Origin of the sequence: Rhodococcus sovatensis, assembly GCF_037327425.1 — a bacterium.
Taxonomy (GTDB): Bacteria; Actinomycetota; Actinomycetes; order Mycobacteriales; family Mycobacteriaceae; genus Rhodococcoides; species Rhodococcoides sovatense.
This window is the reverse complement of the sequence record NZ_CP147846.1, coordinates 3,956,328-3,972,947: the sequence shown is the minus strand read 5'-3', so window position 1 is coordinate 3,972,947 and position 16,620 is coordinate 3,956,328. Positions and strand designations below refer to the sequence as shown.

21 protein-coding genes are annotated in these 16,620 nt (G+C 62.4%); 15 read left to right on the top strand and 6 right to left on the bottom strand.

Annotated features, from left to right (window positions below; all coding sequences use genetic code 11):
* The first annotated feature begins 5 nt into the window (after positions 1-5).
* Positions 6-356, top strand: a complete 351-nt coding sequence (locus tag WDS16_RS18455) for a hypothetical protein (protein WP_338886646.1) — start codon at positions 6-8, stop codon at positions 354-356.
* A gap of 157 nt (positions 357-513) precedes the next feature.
* Here WDS16_RS18455 and WDS16_RS18450 read toward each other — a convergent pair whose 3' ends face one another.
* Genes WDS16_RS18450 through WDS16_RS18435 form a run of 4 tightly spaced genes read right to left on the bottom strand, consistent with a single transcriptional unit; the run spans position 514 to position 2,937 of the window.
* A complete protein-coding gene (locus WDS16_RS18450) occupies positions 514-948 on the bottom strand; it encodes a helix-turn-helix domain-containing protein (protein ID WP_338886645.1) in 435 nt (144 codons plus the stop codon).
* Between the two features lie 41 nt (positions 949-989).
* Positions 990-1,982, bottom strand: a complete 993-nt coding sequence (locus WDS16_RS18445) for a GGDEF domain-containing protein (protein WP_338886644.1) — start codon at positions 1,980-1,982, stop codon at positions 990-992.
* Between the two features lie 49 nt (positions 1,983-2,031).
* Positions 2,032-2,436, bottom strand: coding sequence for a VOC family protein (locus tag WDS16_RS18440; protein ID WP_338886643.1), 405 nt, complete (start codon positions 2,434-2,436; stop codon positions 2,032-2,034).
* A 33-nt stretch (positions 2,437-2,469) separates the two neighbouring features.
* Positions 2,470-2,937: a pyridoxamine 5'-phosphate oxidase family protein gene (locus WDS16_RS18435; RefSeq protein WP_338886642.1), complete on the bottom strand. Its 468-nt coding sequence runs from the start codon at positions 2,935-2,937 to the stop codon at positions 2,470-2,472.
* 63 nt (positions 2,938-3,000) lie between these two features.
* On the opposite strand from WDS16_RS18435, the gene WDS16_RS18430 reads away from it, so the two are divergent.
* Positions 3,001-3,942: a YafY family protein gene (locus WDS16_RS18430; protein ID WP_338886641.1), complete on the top strand. Its 942-nt coding sequence runs from the start codon at positions 3,001-3,003 to the stop codon at positions 3,940-3,942.
* 39 nt (positions 3,943-3,981) lie between these two features.
* Here the strand turns inward: WDS16_RS18430 and WDS16_RS18425 are convergent, their stop codons facing one another.
* Together WDS16_RS18425 and WDS16_RS18420 are read right to left on the bottom strand one after the other, a co-directional pair.
* The gene (locus WDS16_RS18425; RefSeq protein WP_338886640.1) at positions 3,982-4,749 is read right to left on the bottom strand and encodes a site-2 protease family protein; all 768 of its coding nucleotides are present in this window, start codon (positions 4,747-4,749) and stop codon (positions 3,982-3,984) included.
* A complete protein-coding gene (locus tag WDS16_RS18420) occupies positions 4,746-5,411 on the bottom strand; it encodes a hypothetical protein (protein WP_338886639.1) in 666 nt (221 codons plus the stop codon). The genes WDS16_RS18425 and WDS16_RS18420 overlap by 4 nt, the downstream gene beginning before the upstream one ends.
* A 200-nt stretch (positions 5,412-5,611) precedes the next feature.
* Between WDS16_RS18420 and WDS16_RS18415 the strand changes: the two genes are divergently transcribed.
* The 13 genes from WDS16_RS18415 to WDS16_RS18355 all read left to right on the top strand — a co-directional run bounded on the left by WDS16_RS18415 (position 5,612) and on the right by WDS16_RS18355 (position 16,615).
* Positions 5,612-6,904, top strand: a complete 1,293-nt coding sequence (locus WDS16_RS18415; protein WP_338886638.1) for an adenylosuccinate synthase — start codon at positions 5,612-5,614, stop codon at positions 6,902-6,904.
* Positions 6,905-7,228: 324 nt separating this feature from the next.
* Complete coding sequence (locus tag WDS16_RS18410) at positions 7,229-7,780, top strand: alternate-type signal peptide domain-containing protein (protein WP_338886637.1); 552 nt, start codon at positions 7,229-7,231, stop codon at positions 7,778-7,780.
* A gap of 10 nt (positions 7,781-7,790) precedes the next feature.
* Positions 7,791-8,090 (top strand): hypothetical protein, encoded by a 300-nt coding sequence (locus WDS16_RS18405; protein ID WP_338886636.1) that lies wholly within the window; start codon positions 7,791-7,793, stop codon positions 8,088-8,090.
* Positions 8,087-8,341 (top strand): hypothetical protein, encoded by a 255-nt coding sequence (locus WDS16_RS18400; RefSeq protein WP_338886635.1) that lies wholly within the window; start codon positions 8,087-8,089, stop codon positions 8,339-8,341. The genes WDS16_RS18405 and WDS16_RS18400 overlap by 4 nt, the downstream gene beginning before the upstream one ends.
* Positions 8,338-8,937, top strand: coding sequence for a signal peptidase I (locus WDS16_RS18395; protein ID WP_338886634.1), 600 nt, complete (start codon positions 8,338-8,340; stop codon positions 8,935-8,937). Before WDS16_RS18400 ends, WDS16_RS18395 begins: the two co-directional genes overlap by 4 nt.
* A complete protein-coding gene (locus WDS16_RS18390; RefSeq protein WP_338886633.1) occupies positions 8,934-9,440 on the top strand; it encodes a hypothetical protein in 507 nt (168 codons plus the stop codon). The genes WDS16_RS18395 and WDS16_RS18390 overlap by 4 nt, the downstream gene beginning before the upstream one ends.
* Positions 9,440-10,069, top strand: a complete 630-nt coding sequence (locus tag WDS16_RS18385) for a SipW-dependent-type signal peptide-containing protein (protein ID WP_338886632.1) — start codon at positions 9,440-9,442, stop codon at positions 10,067-10,069. The genes WDS16_RS18390 and WDS16_RS18385 overlap by 1 nt, the downstream gene beginning before the upstream one ends.
* A 2-nt stretch (positions 10,070-10,071) precedes the next feature.
* Positions 10,072-11,760: a signal peptidase I gene (locus tag WDS16_RS18380; RefSeq protein WP_338886631.1), complete on the top strand. Its 1,689-nt coding sequence runs from the start codon at positions 10,072-10,074 to the stop codon at positions 11,758-11,760.
* Positions 11,761-12,582: 822 nt separating this feature from the next.
* On the top strand, positions 12,583-13,020 hold the full coding sequence (locus WDS16_RS18375; RefSeq protein WP_338886630.1) for a hypothetical protein: 438 nt from the start codon (positions 12,583-12,585) through the stop codon (positions 13,018-13,020).
* A gap of 233 nt (positions 13,021-13,253) precedes the next feature.
* Entirely contained in the window at positions 13,254-13,895 is a 642-nt protein-coding gene (locus tag WDS16_RS18370) for a SipW-dependent-type signal peptide-containing protein (protein WP_338886629.1), read from the top strand.
* 18 nt (positions 13,896-13,913) lie between these two features.
* Positions 13,914-14,555: a hypothetical protein gene (locus WDS16_RS18365; protein ID WP_338886628.1), complete on the top strand. Its 642-nt coding sequence runs from the start codon at positions 13,914-13,916 to the stop codon at positions 14,553-14,555.
* 21 nt (positions 14,556-14,576) lie between these two features.
* Entirely contained in the window at positions 14,577-15,131 is a 555-nt protein-coding gene (locus WDS16_RS18360) for a signal peptidase I (protein ID WP_338886627.1), read from the top strand.
* Positions 15,128-16,615, top strand: a complete 1,488-nt coding sequence (locus WDS16_RS18355) for a hypothetical protein (RefSeq protein WP_338886626.1) — start codon at positions 15,128-15,130, stop codon at positions 16,613-16,615. Before WDS16_RS18360 ends, WDS16_RS18355 begins: the two co-directional genes overlap by 4 nt.
* The last annotated feature ends 5 nt before the right edge of the window (positions 16,616-16,620 follow it).

Below are 16,620 nucleotides of genomic sequence, written 5' to 3'. Positions count from 1 at the left end.
GGGCGATGACCAGTACAGGTGTCGTAGCGGTGTGGCACTTCGAGGATGGCTGGGGCGTCGTCGAGTCCGCTGATACTCCGGGCGGCTGCTGGGTTCACCTCAGCATGTTGTGGGCGATCACGCTGCCTCCGGCGCGCGAGAATGAGATCATCCACGTTACGGGCTCGGGCGCCACCGTGATCGTGGGTGAGATTGTGGATTTCGAATGGGAGCAGGTACGTCAGGACGGTTTCGACTATCGCGGAATCAGCGTGCGGCCTCGTCGAGACGGCCCTGAAAAGACCGTCCGCTGGGTGTATGGAAGCGATCGCCATCCAGGGATTGTGGTGCGAACCGTTCCACGGCCGGAACAATGATCGGTTGCGCTATCGATTTCTGTCGTACGCCCAGTCCATCGGGCTGTAGAGGGCGTCCGGCTAGGTCGGCGAACATGGCTCGAGGGAGATCCATTGTGGTCCACCGTCGTCGGCGCCTACCTCCTCGAATTCGCTGACGCAGCCATGCAAGGGGGTCCTAGTTCCCGCTCATCGATGACTTGCCCGTGACGATGGCCTCGAAGTGACGGCGGAGTGCCGCGGCCAGACCCGGATGCCGTGCAACGAAGTCCTCGTCGAGCTGGGCGACGGACGCAGCGGCAGCGTCGAGCAGAGACTCGCCGGCGGCGGTGACGATCAGGGTCGATGCCGCACCAGCGTGAGCGGTCCCGTCGTCGACCAGGCCTGCCGACACGAGGGACGCCGTCGCGGCGTGAGCACTCTGCACCGTGATGCGCGACCGGCGGGCCAACTCGCTGAACGACACTCCGGGGCTCGACCTGATGTGCCCCAGCAGTCCGTACTTGCGCTGCGTCAGCCCTATCGGTCTCAGCGCGTCGGCCAGCGCGGCCTCCCAGGCACCGGCGAGAGCCAGCAGCGTGATCGATGGGCTGAACGGCGGCACCTCGGGCATGTCGGCAGCCTAATGGGACTCCAGCGGCGACAGTCGGCCGGTCACACCTGATCGGTACGGCCGCGTTTGGCCTGATAGAGCTCTGCGTCCGCACGAGCGAGAATGTCGGAGATCGGCTCGTCGGCATCTCTCGATGCCGCCACCCCGATGCTCGTGTAGGGCAAGGATTCGACGGTGGTCGAGACGAAATCGCCCACGATGTCTTCCGGGTGGCCGGACAGGAGGGCCGCGAATTCGTCCCCTCCGATGCGCGCGACCACAGTGCCGTCGGGCGCGGCTCGTTTCCAGGTCGCCGCCAGGTTCGCCAGCAATTCGTCACCTGCGCGGTGACCTTGGGTGTCGTTCACCGCCTTGAAGTTGTCGACGTCGACGATCACCACCGTCACGGGCAACTTCGACGGGTCGACGCGGCGTCCGCTCGGACCCGTGACCGCCTCCGTGGTCGCGATCTCCCACCCGGCGCGGTTGAGTACTCCAGTCAGTGGATCGGTGCACGAGGCTGCGATCAACGCTTTCGTGACCGAGCCGAATGCCTCGGCCGCTGCAAAAATTGCCACGGCAAAGATGATGTAGGTGATCGGATACACCGGCGCAGACGAGCGAAGCGTCGCCAGTAGAACCAGCGCGATAAGGACGCCGATCGCAATATGGGCGTCGCGGCTCGGATGGAATGCGCGGATGTACATCGCCAGAAACATCGCTGCGATCAAGCAGGGGAACAGCGCTGCGGTGAGGACATGGAACGCCATCACTGCAGGTGTTGCCAGCATTGCGGCGCCCAATGCGACGTGCTGCCCGGCGGTTGTTCGAGGACGAAGCCGCAACGTCACCAGACCGGCGATCCCGAGGCAGACAGCGACAATCCCACCGGTGATGTCGGCTGTGACCCGGCTTCCGTGAGGAAGGACCGTCGCGATCACGCCGGCCCCGTACAGAACGGTGGTGACCACGAGGAATTGCCTCAGAAGTCGCGTCCGAAGCTCCGCCACACCGTGCACCGATCCCGGATTGCGAACATGATCGAACAAGCGCATGCCCTTACTCTTCCAGGACGTACATTCGATGTCTTGGCCACACAGAGAGTCAATGGGCGTAGTGCGCGATTTCGATCAGATTGCCATCCAGGTCGCGGCAGTAGTGCGAGACCATCTCGCCCAATGCGCCGATTCTGATCACGGGGCCATCGATGATCGTGACGTTGCACGCGCGAAGGTGAGCGGCGACCTCGTCAGGTTTGGTGTCGGTGATGAAGCAGAGATCCTCGGAACCCGCTGCCTCAGTTCGGCCTGTCGCCCATGCGGGGTCCTGGTCCAGTGCCCCGAGCGGCCGCAGGTTGATCTTCTGATCGCCGAACGTGAGGGCGGTCCGGTTCTTCGGACCGAATCGAACGATTTTCATGCCGAGAACCCGGGCGTACCAGCGTGCAGTGGCTTCGACGTCATGGCAATTCACGACTATGTGATCGAACCGTTCGACGCGCAAGCTCATGGCAGGCACGGTAGCACCAGCATTCAGCAGAGCTCACCTGGTGAAAACCTTCACCGCCGCGCCGGGACGCCACAGCTCGATTTTCATGTGATCGTCGACCAGAGATGTCAGTACGACCTCGCCGATGTCGAGGTCGAAGACGTGGTACGGCGACAGTTCGGACGGAGCGGCGTCGAAAATTCTCTGCAGCACTTCGGGATCCACGAGTTCGACGGCCCTCCCCGAGATCTTCGCGTCGCCGCCGTCCATCGAGTGATGTCCCGGGTTGCTGTGTACCGCGAACCGTGCATCGCGTTGTAAGTCAACAGCTTTCAGTGCCTTCAGCATCGAACCGAGCCGTAGGGTCCCGTCGGCCGAGAATTCGACCTCGGTGCCACTGACGCGTGGTGATCCGTCGGATCGTAGCGTTGCCAGGACGTGATGCTTGTGTGCGCGAAATCGTGCGGCCACCGCCGCGGCCATGTCGGGTGCTGCGATGTCGAATTCTCTCCAGGAAGCCATGTATCGCAGTATCGCCGAGAATTACTGACACCTTCTGTCAGTAATTACTCGTAGGATCTGCACATGCGTTCGGCTCGCTTGCTGCAGTTGATGCTGACCCTGCAATACGGGCGCTCGGCGACGGCCCAGGCGCTCGCCGAGCAGGTGGGGGTGTCGGTGCGCACCATCTACCGTGACATCTCGGCACTCAGTGCGGCGGGAGTGCCGTTGTGGACCGAATCCGGGCCCGGAGGTGGAATCCGACTGCTCGACGGATGGCAGTCGAAGTTGAGCGGAATGACCGGCGTCGAGACCTCGGCTCTGATGCTGCTCGGAGTGCCCTCGATAGCGGCTGATCTCGGTCTCGCCGACGCGAGCGAGGCAGCCGAGAACAAACTGCTCGGCGCTTTGCCTGAGCCTTTGCGTGCCGACGCGCAACTGTGGCGTGAGCGGCTCCACATCGACGTGCCGGCTTGGTTCCGGCAACCCGCGTCGACGCCGTATCTACCAGTGATCAGTGCGGCGGTGTTCGGGGCACGTCGACTCGAACTGGGCTACCGCGGGTCTACGCGGCAGGTCGATCCGCTCGGTCTCGTCGTCAAGGCGGCGATCTGGTATTTGGTTGCCTCGCGAGCGGGAACGGTTCTCTCGTATCGGGTGGATCGCATCGAATCCGCGGAAATGACGTCCGACGTGGTCAACAGACCCGTCGGCTTCGATCTCGCCGAATGGTGGCGTGAAGCCGCCGCGTCCTTCGACCGGACCTTGCGGACCTACAACTGCCGAGTCAGGCTCTCACCGTCGGCGCTACGCATGCTCCCGAGCATCATCGGCCACGAGGCGACTCCCAAACTCCCCGTTCCCGACGAGGACGGATGGTCGACGACGGACCTCGTGTTGGAAACCGAGGAGGTTGCGCTCGGGCAGCTCATCGCCCTCGGCGCAGGTGTCGAGGTGATCGCGCCGCCGTCGCTGCGCGAAGGTATCCAGCGGGTCGCCGCCGACATGATCCGACTCAACTCCTGACTTTCCCAACGGCGACAGAATTGTTCGGAAATCTGGCGGTCAGAGCCAGAACCTCATGAGGTAGTTGCCGTACTGGGCGTAGATCTCCGGCACGCCGGAGAGGCCGAAGACGGTGTAGATGGCGTCGAAGAACAAAGAGTTGATCTGGGGCACGAAGAGGAACGCCACCAGGATCAGGATCCCGTATCCCTTGAAGTTCTCCAGTGCCCGACGAGTGTCGTGGGATAGATAAGGTTCGATTGCGGCGTACCCGTCGAGACCGGGAATCGGCAACAGGTTCAGGATCGTGGCCATGACCTGAAGGAACGCCAGAAAGCTCAGGCCCCACCAGAATGCGGAGTGGTCTCCGTCCATTCCGAACACCCGGATGACGATCAACAGGATCACCGCCACGATTGCGTTCGCAGACGGACCCGCCAACGCAATTCGCCTCTGAACCTTCGGCTCGAACATTCCGGTGCGCAGATATACCGCACCGCCCGGGAGTCCGATGCCTCCGATGGCGATGAAGGCGATCGGGAGTACGACCGACAGCAGGGGGTGGCTGTACTTCAGCGGATTCAGAGTGAGGTAGCCGCGAAGCTCGACCTCTCGGTCACCGGCTCGGTACGCGGTGTAGGCGTGGCCGAATTCGTGCAGGCACACCGTCAGTATCCAACCGGCGAGAACGAGCACGAACACCCCGATGCGGGCCGGCACGGCAGACTGGGCTGTCCACGCGAGTACGCCGCCCAGGGCGGTGATTGCCGCGACTGCGAGGAAGACCGGACTCGGTCTGACTGGGTTGCGCCGAACTGGAATGCTCACCGAACCAACAACCACTCCCGGTCGTGACGGTAGAACGTCGAACGCTTGACTTCTCTGTCGCCGGGGACTCCGTCTCGGGTGAGTTGAGCGGCGATGGCACCCAGCTGCATTGCTCGTCCGTGAGTCCAGCGTCGGCCGAAGAGACGCCGACGCCCCGTCACACGGGCTTTGAGGCCGGGCATCTCGGGAGTGGGGACCACTTCGACGCCTGAGACCGCACCGGAAAAAAGCTGGGTGTCGTCGACGTACGCTTCGCCTTCGAGCTCCGTACCTGCAGGCCCGCGCACCAGTGCGCGCCCGACGACGGCCTTGCCTGCGTCGTCTCGGATGAGGGGCATGGGTTTCGCAGTTCCGGTCAGGGCTACTTTCGCCGCACGCGAACCGGTGCCGAGCCGATAGATGTGTCCGGCCGACGTCGTTGTCTCGGGTACGAACGCAATCTCGAAGTGCAGTCGTTCGGTACGCATCAGTCGAGTCAAGACTGCGGCGAGGGAGGCATCGTTCCCCAGCACGATCACTCGGGGGTCGGCGATGGTGCCGACCGCGGAGAAGAGCGAGTCGCATTCCTCGTCGGTCGGTACAGGCGACGCAGACGTGAGGGGTACGTCCGTCAGCGAAATCGGCAGCGGAGGGCTTCCACAGTGCAGGACAAACGGTGTCACAGCGCTCCCATTGTCACAGTGCTCCCAGATCGGCCGGTGTTCGGTGTCGCAACTCCTCGCACACGAGCTGTCTTGTTCGACACCACCGTAGCGCCATGACGGGTGCCACACCCTCTCGGCTAGACTTACGTCCCGGCCTGCCCTGATACCTGGCAGCAACCTGCTTACGTCACTACACAGAAGAGACACCAGGAGAGCACATGCCGGCGATAGTCCTGATCGGCGCCCAATGGGGCGACGAGGGCAAAGGCAAAGCGACCGATCTGTTCGGCGAACAACTGCAGTGGGTTGTCCGCTACCAGGGCGGCAACAATGCAGGCCACACGGTGGTGCTCCCGAATGGTGACAAGTTCGCTCTGCACCTGATCCCGTCGGGCATCCTGACACCGGGCGTGAAGAACATCATCGGCAACGGCGTCGTCGTCGACCCCGGCGTTCTGCTGACCGAACTGGCTGGGTTGGAGGAGCGGAATGTCGACACGTCGGGCCTGCTGCTCAGCGCCGATGCGCACCTGATCATGCCGTACCACGTAGCCATCGACAAGGTCACCGAGCGTTTCCTCGGAGCCAAGAAGATCGGCACCACGGGCCGCGGAATCGGGCCGTGCTACCAGGACAAGTTCGCCCGTGTCGGCGTTCGTGCGGCCGATGTCCTGGACGAGAAGATCCTGACGCAGAAGGTCGAAGCGGCGCTCGAGTTCAAGAACCAGGTGCTCTCGAAGATCTACAACCGTCGGGCGTTGGATTCACAGCAGGTCGTCGACGAGGTTCTCGGCCAGGCCGAGCATTTCAAGCATCGCATCGCGGACACCCGGCTCGAGCTCAACTTGGCGCTGGAGCGGGGCGAGACGGTGTTGTTGGAAGGCTCGCAGGGAACGTTGCTCGACGTCGACCACGGCACCTATCCGTATGTGACGTCGTCCAACCCGACAGCGGGCGGCGCGGCTGTGGGTTCCGGTATCGGGCCCAACAAGATTTCGACCGTCCTCGGCATTCTCAAGGCCTATACGACGCGCGTCGGATCGGGCCCGTTCCCGACGGAGTTGTTCGACAACTTCGGCGAGTATCTCGCCAAGCAGGGTGGTGAGGTCGGCGTCACCACCGGGCGTGCTCGACGCACCGGTTGGTTCGACGCTGTCATTGCGCGCTACGCGACTCGCGTCAACGGAATTACCGATTACTTCCTGACCAAGCTCGACGTGCTCTCCAGTCTCGACACCGTTCCGATTTGCGTCGCGTACGACGTCGATGGTGTGCGGCACGACGAAATGCCGATGACGCAGACCGGTTTCCATCACGCGAAGCCGATCTACGAGGAGATGCCTGGTTGGTGGGAAGACATCTCTGCTGCACGCACTTTCGAAGATCTTCCGCAGAATGCGCAGAATTACGTTCTGCGGCTCGAGGAGCTCTCGGGTGCCTACATGTCGTGCATCGGTGTCGGTCCCGGACGCGACCAGACCATCGTGCGTCGGGACATTCTCGATTCCTAGTAGATAGCTCGGCATAGACAGTTCGATGCGCCCCGAGGCTTGAATGCCTCGGGGCGTTGTGCTGTCTGGACCATATCTGGGGCCGACTAGGGTCTTTCGGCACGTTGCGGATAGCCAAAGGATGTAAGTCTCGGTTGGTTAGATTCCTGTTAAAGAACTATCGGACTTTTACCTTGACTTTGCTAACGGGTTCCCTTCGCTTCCCGAAACAATAAGTGTCGCAATCAGTTGCGTTGGCCCACCAAAGCCACTCACTACCCCGGCGGGTAGTTCACGCCCGGCCCGTCGTACATGCAGGGCCGAACCCAAAGAGAAGAGAAGTTCATGAATAGAGCAACCAAGGGCGCCGTCGCCGCTGGCGCGGCCGCGGTGCTGCTACTCGGCGGACTAGGAACTCTCGCGCTGTGGCAGGACTCCGAAACCGTCGGCGGTGGTGCGATCAATTCCGGCGAGCTGAACTTCGAGCCGACCGGTACGCCCGGCGTCTGGACCGATGTCTCGGAGGGTGGATCGGTCGTCATCGGGGCCGATCCGTCCGGTTACCTGATCGTCCCTGGCGACGTACTGACCTACACCAACAGCTACACCGTCAACTCGGCGGGTGAGAATATCGAGGCCACGATCACGGCCGACTTCTCGCAGGTCACCGGCGACCCGGCTCTGGCTGCGGCGCTGGCTACCACGGTGGCAGTCGACGGCGGTGCCGCCCTGCCCAACGGTTCTGCCGTGGATCTTCCGCTGACCTCGCCCACACAAACCGTCGCCGTCGCCGTCACCATCACGTTCGACCAGGCGACGACCGATCTGGTGGCACAGAACGAGACCGTCAATCTGAATAGCTTCACCTTGACGCTCGACCAGGTTCGACCCGTCTAGCAGGTCGCAAGTGGCGATCAAGCACAGTCGGTACTGGGCGCTCGCGGCAGCGTCCGTCGTCGTGGTGATCTTCGGATCAGCACAGGCGACGGGCGCGCTGTGGCGCGACGAGGTAGCCGTCGCAGGCGGCACGCTCAACTCCGGCACGCTGGACATCAAAGTGGTCCCGACGGCGCCGAGGTCGACGACTATGTCCTCGCAGCGCTCGGTTCGACGAACCTCGGGCCGAACGGCTCCTCGCAGGCCCCGCTATCTATCCGCAACGCGGGCGACGTTGCTTTCGACTACAGGCTGCAAGGTTCGGCGGTGATCGGTGCGGTGCCCCTCAACCTGACCGCCACCCTCGTGTCCACGATGGGCGATTGTCCAGCAGTGGGTGCACCGACCGGCTCGGTGACCGTGCTCTACACCGGCAACGCGCAGGGCGCGCAGACCCTCGGCACGAGAGCGCTGGCCCCCGGCGCCAACCAGGTGTGGTGCTTCCACGTTTCCGTCGGCGCCAACTCGCCGCAGAGCCAAGCATCCACAGTGAGCTTTTCGTTCAGAGCGGACCAGACATGAGCACCGATGACACCGACGTGATTCCCGTCGCGAATGCTGACGAGGAGGACGAACAGACCGGTGCGTGGTGGTGGTTCAGCCGAATAGTGTCGTACACCCTGCTGGCCGCGATGCTGGCGGTTCTGGCGGCCACAGTGGTGATACCGCGGCTGACTGGTTCGACGCCGTACACCATCCTCACCAGCTCGATGAGACCCGCATATCCGCCCGGCGCCCTAGTCGTCGTCAAGCCAGCGGATCGCTCAGAACTCACAGTCGGAACACCGATCGCGTACCAGATTCGCTCCGGCGAACCCGAGGTCGTGACCCACCGCATCGTAGCAACCCAATTCAGCGGTGATGGCGTCACGACGTACATCACCCGCGGCGACAACAACGGGTCCGATGACGAGAACCCGGTTCGATACGGTCAGATTCGCGGGAAAGTTTGGTACTCGGTGCCCTATGTGGGCTACGTCGACAACTGGCTCAACGGCGAACAACGTCGAATCACGGTCACTGTCATCGTCATCGGACTGAGTGCGTACGCGCTGTACATGTTCGTCGGAGCCGGCAACGACTACCGAAAGCAGCGTCGAGAGTCGCGGGCGCCATGAAGAGGAATGCCGCAATTCTAGCTACCGGCGCGCTCGTCGCGATCGTGACACTGGTGCTCATCGGTGCCGAACCTTCGCGCCAGACCCCGACCGTGAGCTTCAGCAGTGACGGTCTGACATGGTCCTCCAGCCTACCGAACCCTCTGTTCGACAAGCGAATTCGGTGGATACCCGGTGACAGTCGAACCAGTACCTTCCATGTACTCAACGAGACCGATCACGGCGCGAATGTCCAGGTGTTCGCGACCAGCTCGAACCCAGCCTTCGTCGAGGCTCTCGAGGTGACCATCGACCGGGCCCGGGTGAACGCTGCCTGCGCCTTCGTCGAGGTCTTGCCCCGCGAGAAGAGACGGGTCGATACGACCGTCGCCATGGCAGTGAACGCGGGAGACGACACACAGAATTCCGGTGCGGATCTCGATTTCGTGGTGCAGTGGGACAACGAGGATGCGTGTTCCATCGGCGCCGATCGAAACGACAATACGGATGGAGTGCAGCGCTGATGGCGCGCCACAGTAGTGACAATACGGCGGGCAATGGGCTCGCACCGAGGACGATTCTGCAGCGCCTCGGGTCCGCGCTGATCGGTGCCCGCACTCGCGCCATCATGTCGATCTGGATCGTTCTGGGTCTCGGAGCTGTCGGAACGCTTGCCGCGTGGTCGGACACCTCGTCGGCAACGTCGGGCGCGTTCACCACAGGGACTATCGACATCAAGGTGGGCAACCCGGCGGTGGACAACAATCCGGTCGCCTTCGCCACCACATTGACCAAGGCCGACATTCTTCCGGGGCAAACCGTCAGCGCGCCCCTGCAGGTAACCAACAGTGGCACTGTAGGTTTCACGTACACGATTGCGGCCTCGACCAACAACGGCACGCTCGGTGTACTGCTGAATACCGCCGTGTACGCGGGCACGACCTGTACCGGAACTCCGCTCAGCACGATCACCGGCCTGACCGTCGCCCCTCAGAATTTCCAATCCAGTTCCGTTGCACTGTCCAGGCCGATCGGCTACGGCGATCCCGCGGACAACCTCTGCTTCTCGGTGACCATGCCGAGTACTGCGACCTCGCCGGCGACACCGATCTCCGGAACAGTTACCTATTCCCTTCTAGCGACGTCGGTGTAGTCATGTCCAACCACACATCTCCAGCTACCGCGCACACCAAGCGGCGCCGTCGAAAGCTGGCACGCGAGATCGCCCTCACCGCTGGGGCTGTCGCGGGCTTGTTCTGTGTGCTGGTCGCCCTGGCGGCAGTTGTTTTCGGGATCACACCGCTCGTCTTCCGATCGGGATCGATGTCGCCAGCCATCGACACCGGCGCCCTGGCCATCAGCAAGCAAACGCCCGCGACCGAGATCGAGGTGGGCGACATAGTCAACGTCACCAACGCCTCGGGCGAGGGAATCACCCACCGCGTCGTCGAGATCGGAGCAGTAGGTACCGACAGCGTCCAGCTCGTTCTCCGAGGCGACGCCAACACCGAGGCAGACGCCGAAACCTACATCGTCGCCGAGGTCGGCCGCGTGGTGTTCAGCGTCCCGAACCTCGGATACGCGGTGACCTGGATGAGCGGACCCGTTGCCGTCTTCCTCGGTGGGGTCTTCGTCGGTGTCCTCCTCATGATCGCCTGGCGCCCCAGGACCGACGAGGACCGCCACCACGATGACCGAGGTACGGACGAGCCGGGTGGGTCTGGTGGGCACAGCAAGGCCACGCTCACGGCGATCCTCGCCATCGGGGCGGTCGGGGCACTGGGGCTCGCTGCAACCAACACACCCACCACCCTGGCGGCATGGAACGATCCTGCGACCGCAACCAGCGGAACGTTCACGACAGGCCTGCCTCCGGTTCCGGTGCCGGGAGACCCGACGTGTGTCGACAGAGCAGGCTCCTTCGGTGTGGGCGCCTACGTGACGATGTCGTGGGCGCCTCCGCCGGGATCGGGCTACACCTACCGATGGACGATCACTCGGCTCGGGACAAGCTTGCCACCCCACACGGTGAATATTGCATCCGCTGATGTGCACAATGGAACCTGGTTCGAGACCCTGACCGGAACCTGGACCTTCACCGTACAAACGGTGTCCGGAACCCGGGTATCGGCGCCGAGCCGGGGGTTCACAGTGACGATGACCCTGACGACGTCGCCCCTGAACCTGTTTCCCGCCGCGCGATGTGGAGCTCTGGCTCCCGCATCGGCCCCGGCAGTGGCCCTAATGGCGCCGGAGGAAGTGTCGAGCTCGTCTACAGCAGAGGACCTGAGCACGTCAGAGATGTCCACCAGCGCTGAATCGTCGGTGATCGAGACCTCGCCGACGGAGACCACTGAGATCACCGGGACCACTGAGACCGTACTGACGGAGACTTCGCCGACCGAGACTGTGCCGACCGAGACTGTGCCGACCGAGGCCTCGCCGACGGAGGCCGAGTCTCCTGCCGCTCTGGCTCCGGAGACTTCCGAGGCTGCGCCGACCACAACCGAGGCTGCGCCGACCACAACCGAGGTCAAGCCTGCCGACCTGATCACTCCGCAGACCTCGCCGTCGGGGGCCTCGGTGGCGAAGGTCGTCGATATCGGCGGCTCGCCCACCCTGCAGATCACCGACACTGCCGACGGAGTGCAGTACAGCGCTCTAATCTCGTCGAGTTCGGAGTACGGGTACGGCGTGGTGTGGGGCTCCGGGGGCCAGCTATGGCTTCTGGGGTCGGAGCAGTTGGTTCGGCTGGACAACGCGGGGTCGAGTTGGACGCGCACGGTAATCGACGCCTCGGCGACAGACGAGATCCCCGCGGATATCGCGGCTTTGCTGAATTGAGGCCCGGACGAGGCTGTCGGCGACTCGCATCCCGTTTGGCTGGTTGAAAAATTCCGGGGGTTCGGTTTGATACCGAACTGCATAATTTGTGTACGCAAAATCGGCGTCGATCAGTCTATTTTCCTATACTCACCCTACAACGGCAATCATGCAGGAAAACTTGCATTAATTTGCTTCCAGCTTCTTTGTGAGTCATTCAGTCAATATATGCCCGCCGCGGAAATCAATGGTGTCCCGTTCATAACCTGTGCGACGCGAGGGTGAGTGTGCGGAAGTACACACAAATCGACCTCGGAGGGCCGGATGTGCCAGTCGTCCGGACAGTGACGTCGATTGCTGGTCGGTTCCCAATGCCTTGGAGGTGATTCGACGCGTCGAGCGCGGCGGGTTCAGCTACGCGAACTTCATGAGCCACGTGAAGTCGAGATGCACTGAAAAGTGCTTTGGCCGAGTTCTTTCCGGGTTGAAGTGACCATCGTTCGAGTTCGTCGGACCGAGTAGTTCAAGGATCGCGTCGCGGACACCCCGGCTCGAACTCGACTTGGAGTTGAAACGCGGTGAGAATGTGCTGGACGTATCGGTACGTGAGCCGTCCAACCCGACAATGCGTGCCCGTTCGGGCCTGTTCACGGCGGAGCTGTCGACAACCTCGGCAATCACCGACTCTTTCCAAGTCCGGAGTTTTTTTCTTCCGGTCGATTCCGGCGTACGGTCCTTTCTGCGCACCTGCGGGGAGTTCCTGCAATATATGTGAGTTATTCGTTGGTCCGACTCGGCGTATGAGGGGATACTCGACTTCAGGTACACGAGGAGGGGCGTGCGATGTCTACTAGTTACAGCGGTCTCGATGTTTTCGGGTTGCAATTCGATCGCTTCGCGTACGAACACACTTGGATCGGCGAGGAGGTCGGTGAGTTCATGCTCGGGCCGAATGGCGGCGGGATGCTCGAGTATCAGCATGCCACCGTCTTCGCTCTCCCCGAGGGTGGTGCGCACGAAGTGCATGGACCCATCCTCGAGTGGTACCTCGCCCACGGCGGCCCCTATGGCCCGCTCGGATACCCCATCAGCGACGAGAAGCCGACTCCGACAGGTTTCGGGCGATACAACTTGTTCGAACGCGGCGCAGTGGGCTGGCTGCCCGAGACTGGCGCCTTCACCATCGGCGGGGCGCGCGAAGATCAAGATGTGCGACCAGGCCCGGACGCGGAGGTCGTGTCCGGGGTGGACGCGTCGAGCGCCGAGTCCTTTCTGGTCTGATTCGATCGAGCGGTATGGTTCGGCTGCGTTACACCCGACGCTCATGGTGTAAATCAGTGCAAGAGCGTGTTTCATTCCCTGGGTATTCATTTCAATACAGCCAGTAGGAATTCTGATTTCATAACATTTCGAAATTCTTTTGAATTCCGGCAACACGCGGAGATTGTGCGCCGATGATGTGTTGAGCCAGCGCGGAATGCGCTCGCCTTCCGTTCGAGGAAAAGAGTCGGAGCATGAACGAACAGGTTCATAATTCAAATAGAAAACGCAAGATTCGGGCTTTGTTGGCAGGAGGCTTGGTTCTGGGTGTCGGCGCGGCAATAACTTTGGCCGCATGGACCGACAATGTTTTTGGAAATTCCGATTTCGCTACGGGTGATGAGGCGTGGAACATTCAAGCGAGTTTCAGTACGACGGCGACGGCGAACTGGGTCGAGGCCGACGTAAGCCCGGGTGAGCCTTTCGGATTTCCGGTCGCGCGGTTGAATCTTACGCCCGGCGAAACGGTCTACGCGCCCATCGCCCTGAGGTTGCAGAATGCACAAACTTTGAATGCGGATGTCACCTTGAACGGTGCGGTACCGGGTACGCCCGCGGGTTCGGCTGCGTTGACCAGCGCGTTGACGTACTCGGTCACCTCGGGCGGCACCGCTGAAGGGTGTGCTGCGGGCACTCCAGGGGGCACCTCGGTCGTTGCGCCAGGATCCGCGCTGACCACCGGGAGCGCGCCGAACGCAATAACGCTACTGGCGGCGGGTACGCCTGTACAGCTTTGTTACGCAGTGACTTTGCCGGCTGGCTCGCCCCTCGACCTGGCGGGTCTCAATACCGGGCAGCTGATCTGGCAGTTCGTCGGCACATCGGTCACCCCGTAGCACGTGCATTCTCAGCACGTGCTGTCTCACCGCAAGCAGCAGAGAAAGAGACAACGGCGGGCACTGGCAGCAGGCGGGATCGTCCTCGGTATCGGGGCGGTGCTCGTGGCGGCCAGCTGGACCGACCGGGTGCTCGGTAACAGTGACTTCGGATCGTCGAAGTTCGGGATCGAGTCGAGCACCGACGGTGGGTCTACGTGGTCGTCCCACCCTATCGGCGGGCCGAACTCGTTGGTGTTCACAAGCACCGCAACGGGTCTGGTGCCTGGTTCTGTGGTGTACGCGCCACTCCAGTTGCGTGTCGAAGTTGGTTCCGAACCAGCTTCCGTCGCGTTGCAGGGTGCGTCGTTCTCCGGCACCGGCGTCGGCAATTTGTCGACGGCACTCCGGTACCGGGTAGTCCGCAACGCACTGACATGTGACGCGGGAGCTTTTGCCTCGAGTCCGGCGTTCGTGGTCGGTGCCGGGGGAGCAGTAGCGCTGAACGTTCCTGCTCCATCCAGCTTTCCGCTCGTCGCTGGGGCTGTACCCACCGATGCCGGGCCAGCCGTTCCGTTGTGTTTCGAAATCAGCCTGCCTGCGACCGACGCCAATTGGTCCGACGCCGCATTGCCCAACAAGACACTGGTTGCCAACTGGCCTTTCGTAGGAACTATGTAGAAGGCAGAAGAAATGGGTGCGATGACACACACTGCAACTCCGCGAGCGAGACGCTCCCCCTGGACTGTTATCGGTGACATCTTGTTGAATATTCTTGCGATCGGCGGAGTCATTTGTCTCGCATTGGTTGCGTGTGCGTTCTTCTTCAACATCACGCTGATCATGTTCAAGACCGGTTCTATGGCGCCGTCGATTCCAGCAGGTTCGCTTGCAGTTGTCCGCGCCGTGCCCGCGGCTTCGGTGCAGATCGGGGACGTAGTCACTGTCGATCGTGAGGGCAAGCTCCCCGTCACGCACCGAGTGGTCGCGATCGATCCGATCTCGAAAACGGGAGTCACCGTTCTCGAACTCAAAGGCGACGCGAATGCCGACGCCGATCCGGGGTTGTACGACGTCACAGAGGTGCGCAAGGTGCTGTGGTCTGTTCCGGGGCTGGCACGCGTCATTGTCTACTTTTCCAATCCGTATGTTCTCGGCGCGATCACCTTGGCGATGGCAACCCTGGTAGTGGCGGTCTTTTGGCCGCGCGACCGCGACATCGCCGGTCCGCCGGAGGGTAGCGAGCGCTCTGGATGAGAAATCTCCGTCGACGGGCTCTCGAAGGGCGATGCTCCGCGCTGGTGTGTGTGGTGTTACTCGGCCTTGCGCTCGTATCGGGCAAGAGTCTCGTGGGGTATACGGCAGCGTTGTGGACCGATTCCGAGTATGTCGCCGGCACGGTCGGATCGGGATCGTGGGTCACCAATGGATACGGTCTCGGTATCGGTCCTCTGGTGAACAGTGCGGGTGGCATCTCGATTCTCCCCGACAATCCGACGCCTCTACCCTGGGACTCCGCAAGAAGCGGTCGCGATTCGACCAATCCCGGAACTGCAACGGTCGCGGGTACAGGGCCGTTTGCGTCGTCGGCTGTCGTGATGGTGAACCAATTAAGGATGTCCGGTGCTTCGGCGTCGACCGCTCCTGTCGGGGCGGCCGCCTGCGGTTCGTACGTAGTGGGCGCGGCCGGTGTTCCGACGTACTGCACCACCGGAACGCCCACGGCGAGTGCATCGGCGACAGTGTCTTCGATGCGACTGACCGGCAGCGTTGTGGGAGTCAGTTTGTTGGGCGTGATCAGCCTCGTCAACACCGACATCGTGGCCGTCAGTAGTGCCGGCCAGACCATCACAACTTCTGTTGGCTGCCAGTTGGACGTCGGTACGAACGTGTGGACTGTTCCTGCCGCCGCCAACACCACGACGGCCAATCCCAATGGAAGTGTTCTCGTCGGCGGTCGGTCCGTCCGCATTCCCAGTGCAAACTCCACGACCTCTCCCGGATCCTTTACCGATGGCCTCGTGGGGTACACGAACGTTGCCTTGACCAGTAGCCAGTCGCCGACGGGCGCAGCGGCAGGATTCAGTCGGCTGACATTGACGGGCTCGGTCAGTCTGCTTGCCCTCGGGGTTCTGCCTCTGACTTTCTCGATCGATCTCGTGAGTGCGGAATGCGGTCCAGGAGCAACGCCGGCGGCCGCGACCGCGGCTCAACCAATGGCACGCGGAGCAGCTCCAGCAGCAGTGACGACCACGCCGGAGGTCCCGAGTACCCCTGACGCACCGAGTACCACTGACTCTCCGAGTACCACTGCCTCTTCGATTACAACCGAGGAAGCAGCGGTCGCGCAAAGCCCTGAGGTGACCACCACAACCGAGGTGCCTACGACGACGGAAGCTCCGATCGAGACAGTCGATCCACCCCTTAGCGATCCCCCTGCTGATCCACCCCTGGACACTGCCAAGCCGACACCACCGGAATCGGCGACGGTGTTCACCGGTCCGATCGAAGGCAATGTCGAGTCGCTGACGTTCGACGGAGGCCTCGTGTGCAGCGCGCCTGCGGGGTCCGACTACACCGGAACCGTCGAATTATCCTGCAGTGATGGAAGTTCGATCGGTGCTCCCGGTTCGGCGCTGACGCCCGACGGCGTCGCCGAGGCAACAGTCGAGGGCGTGTGGGCGCCGGTGCTGACCCCCGGGGGTACTGCCCAACACGTCATTGCTGCGACGCGCAGGTAGCTCAT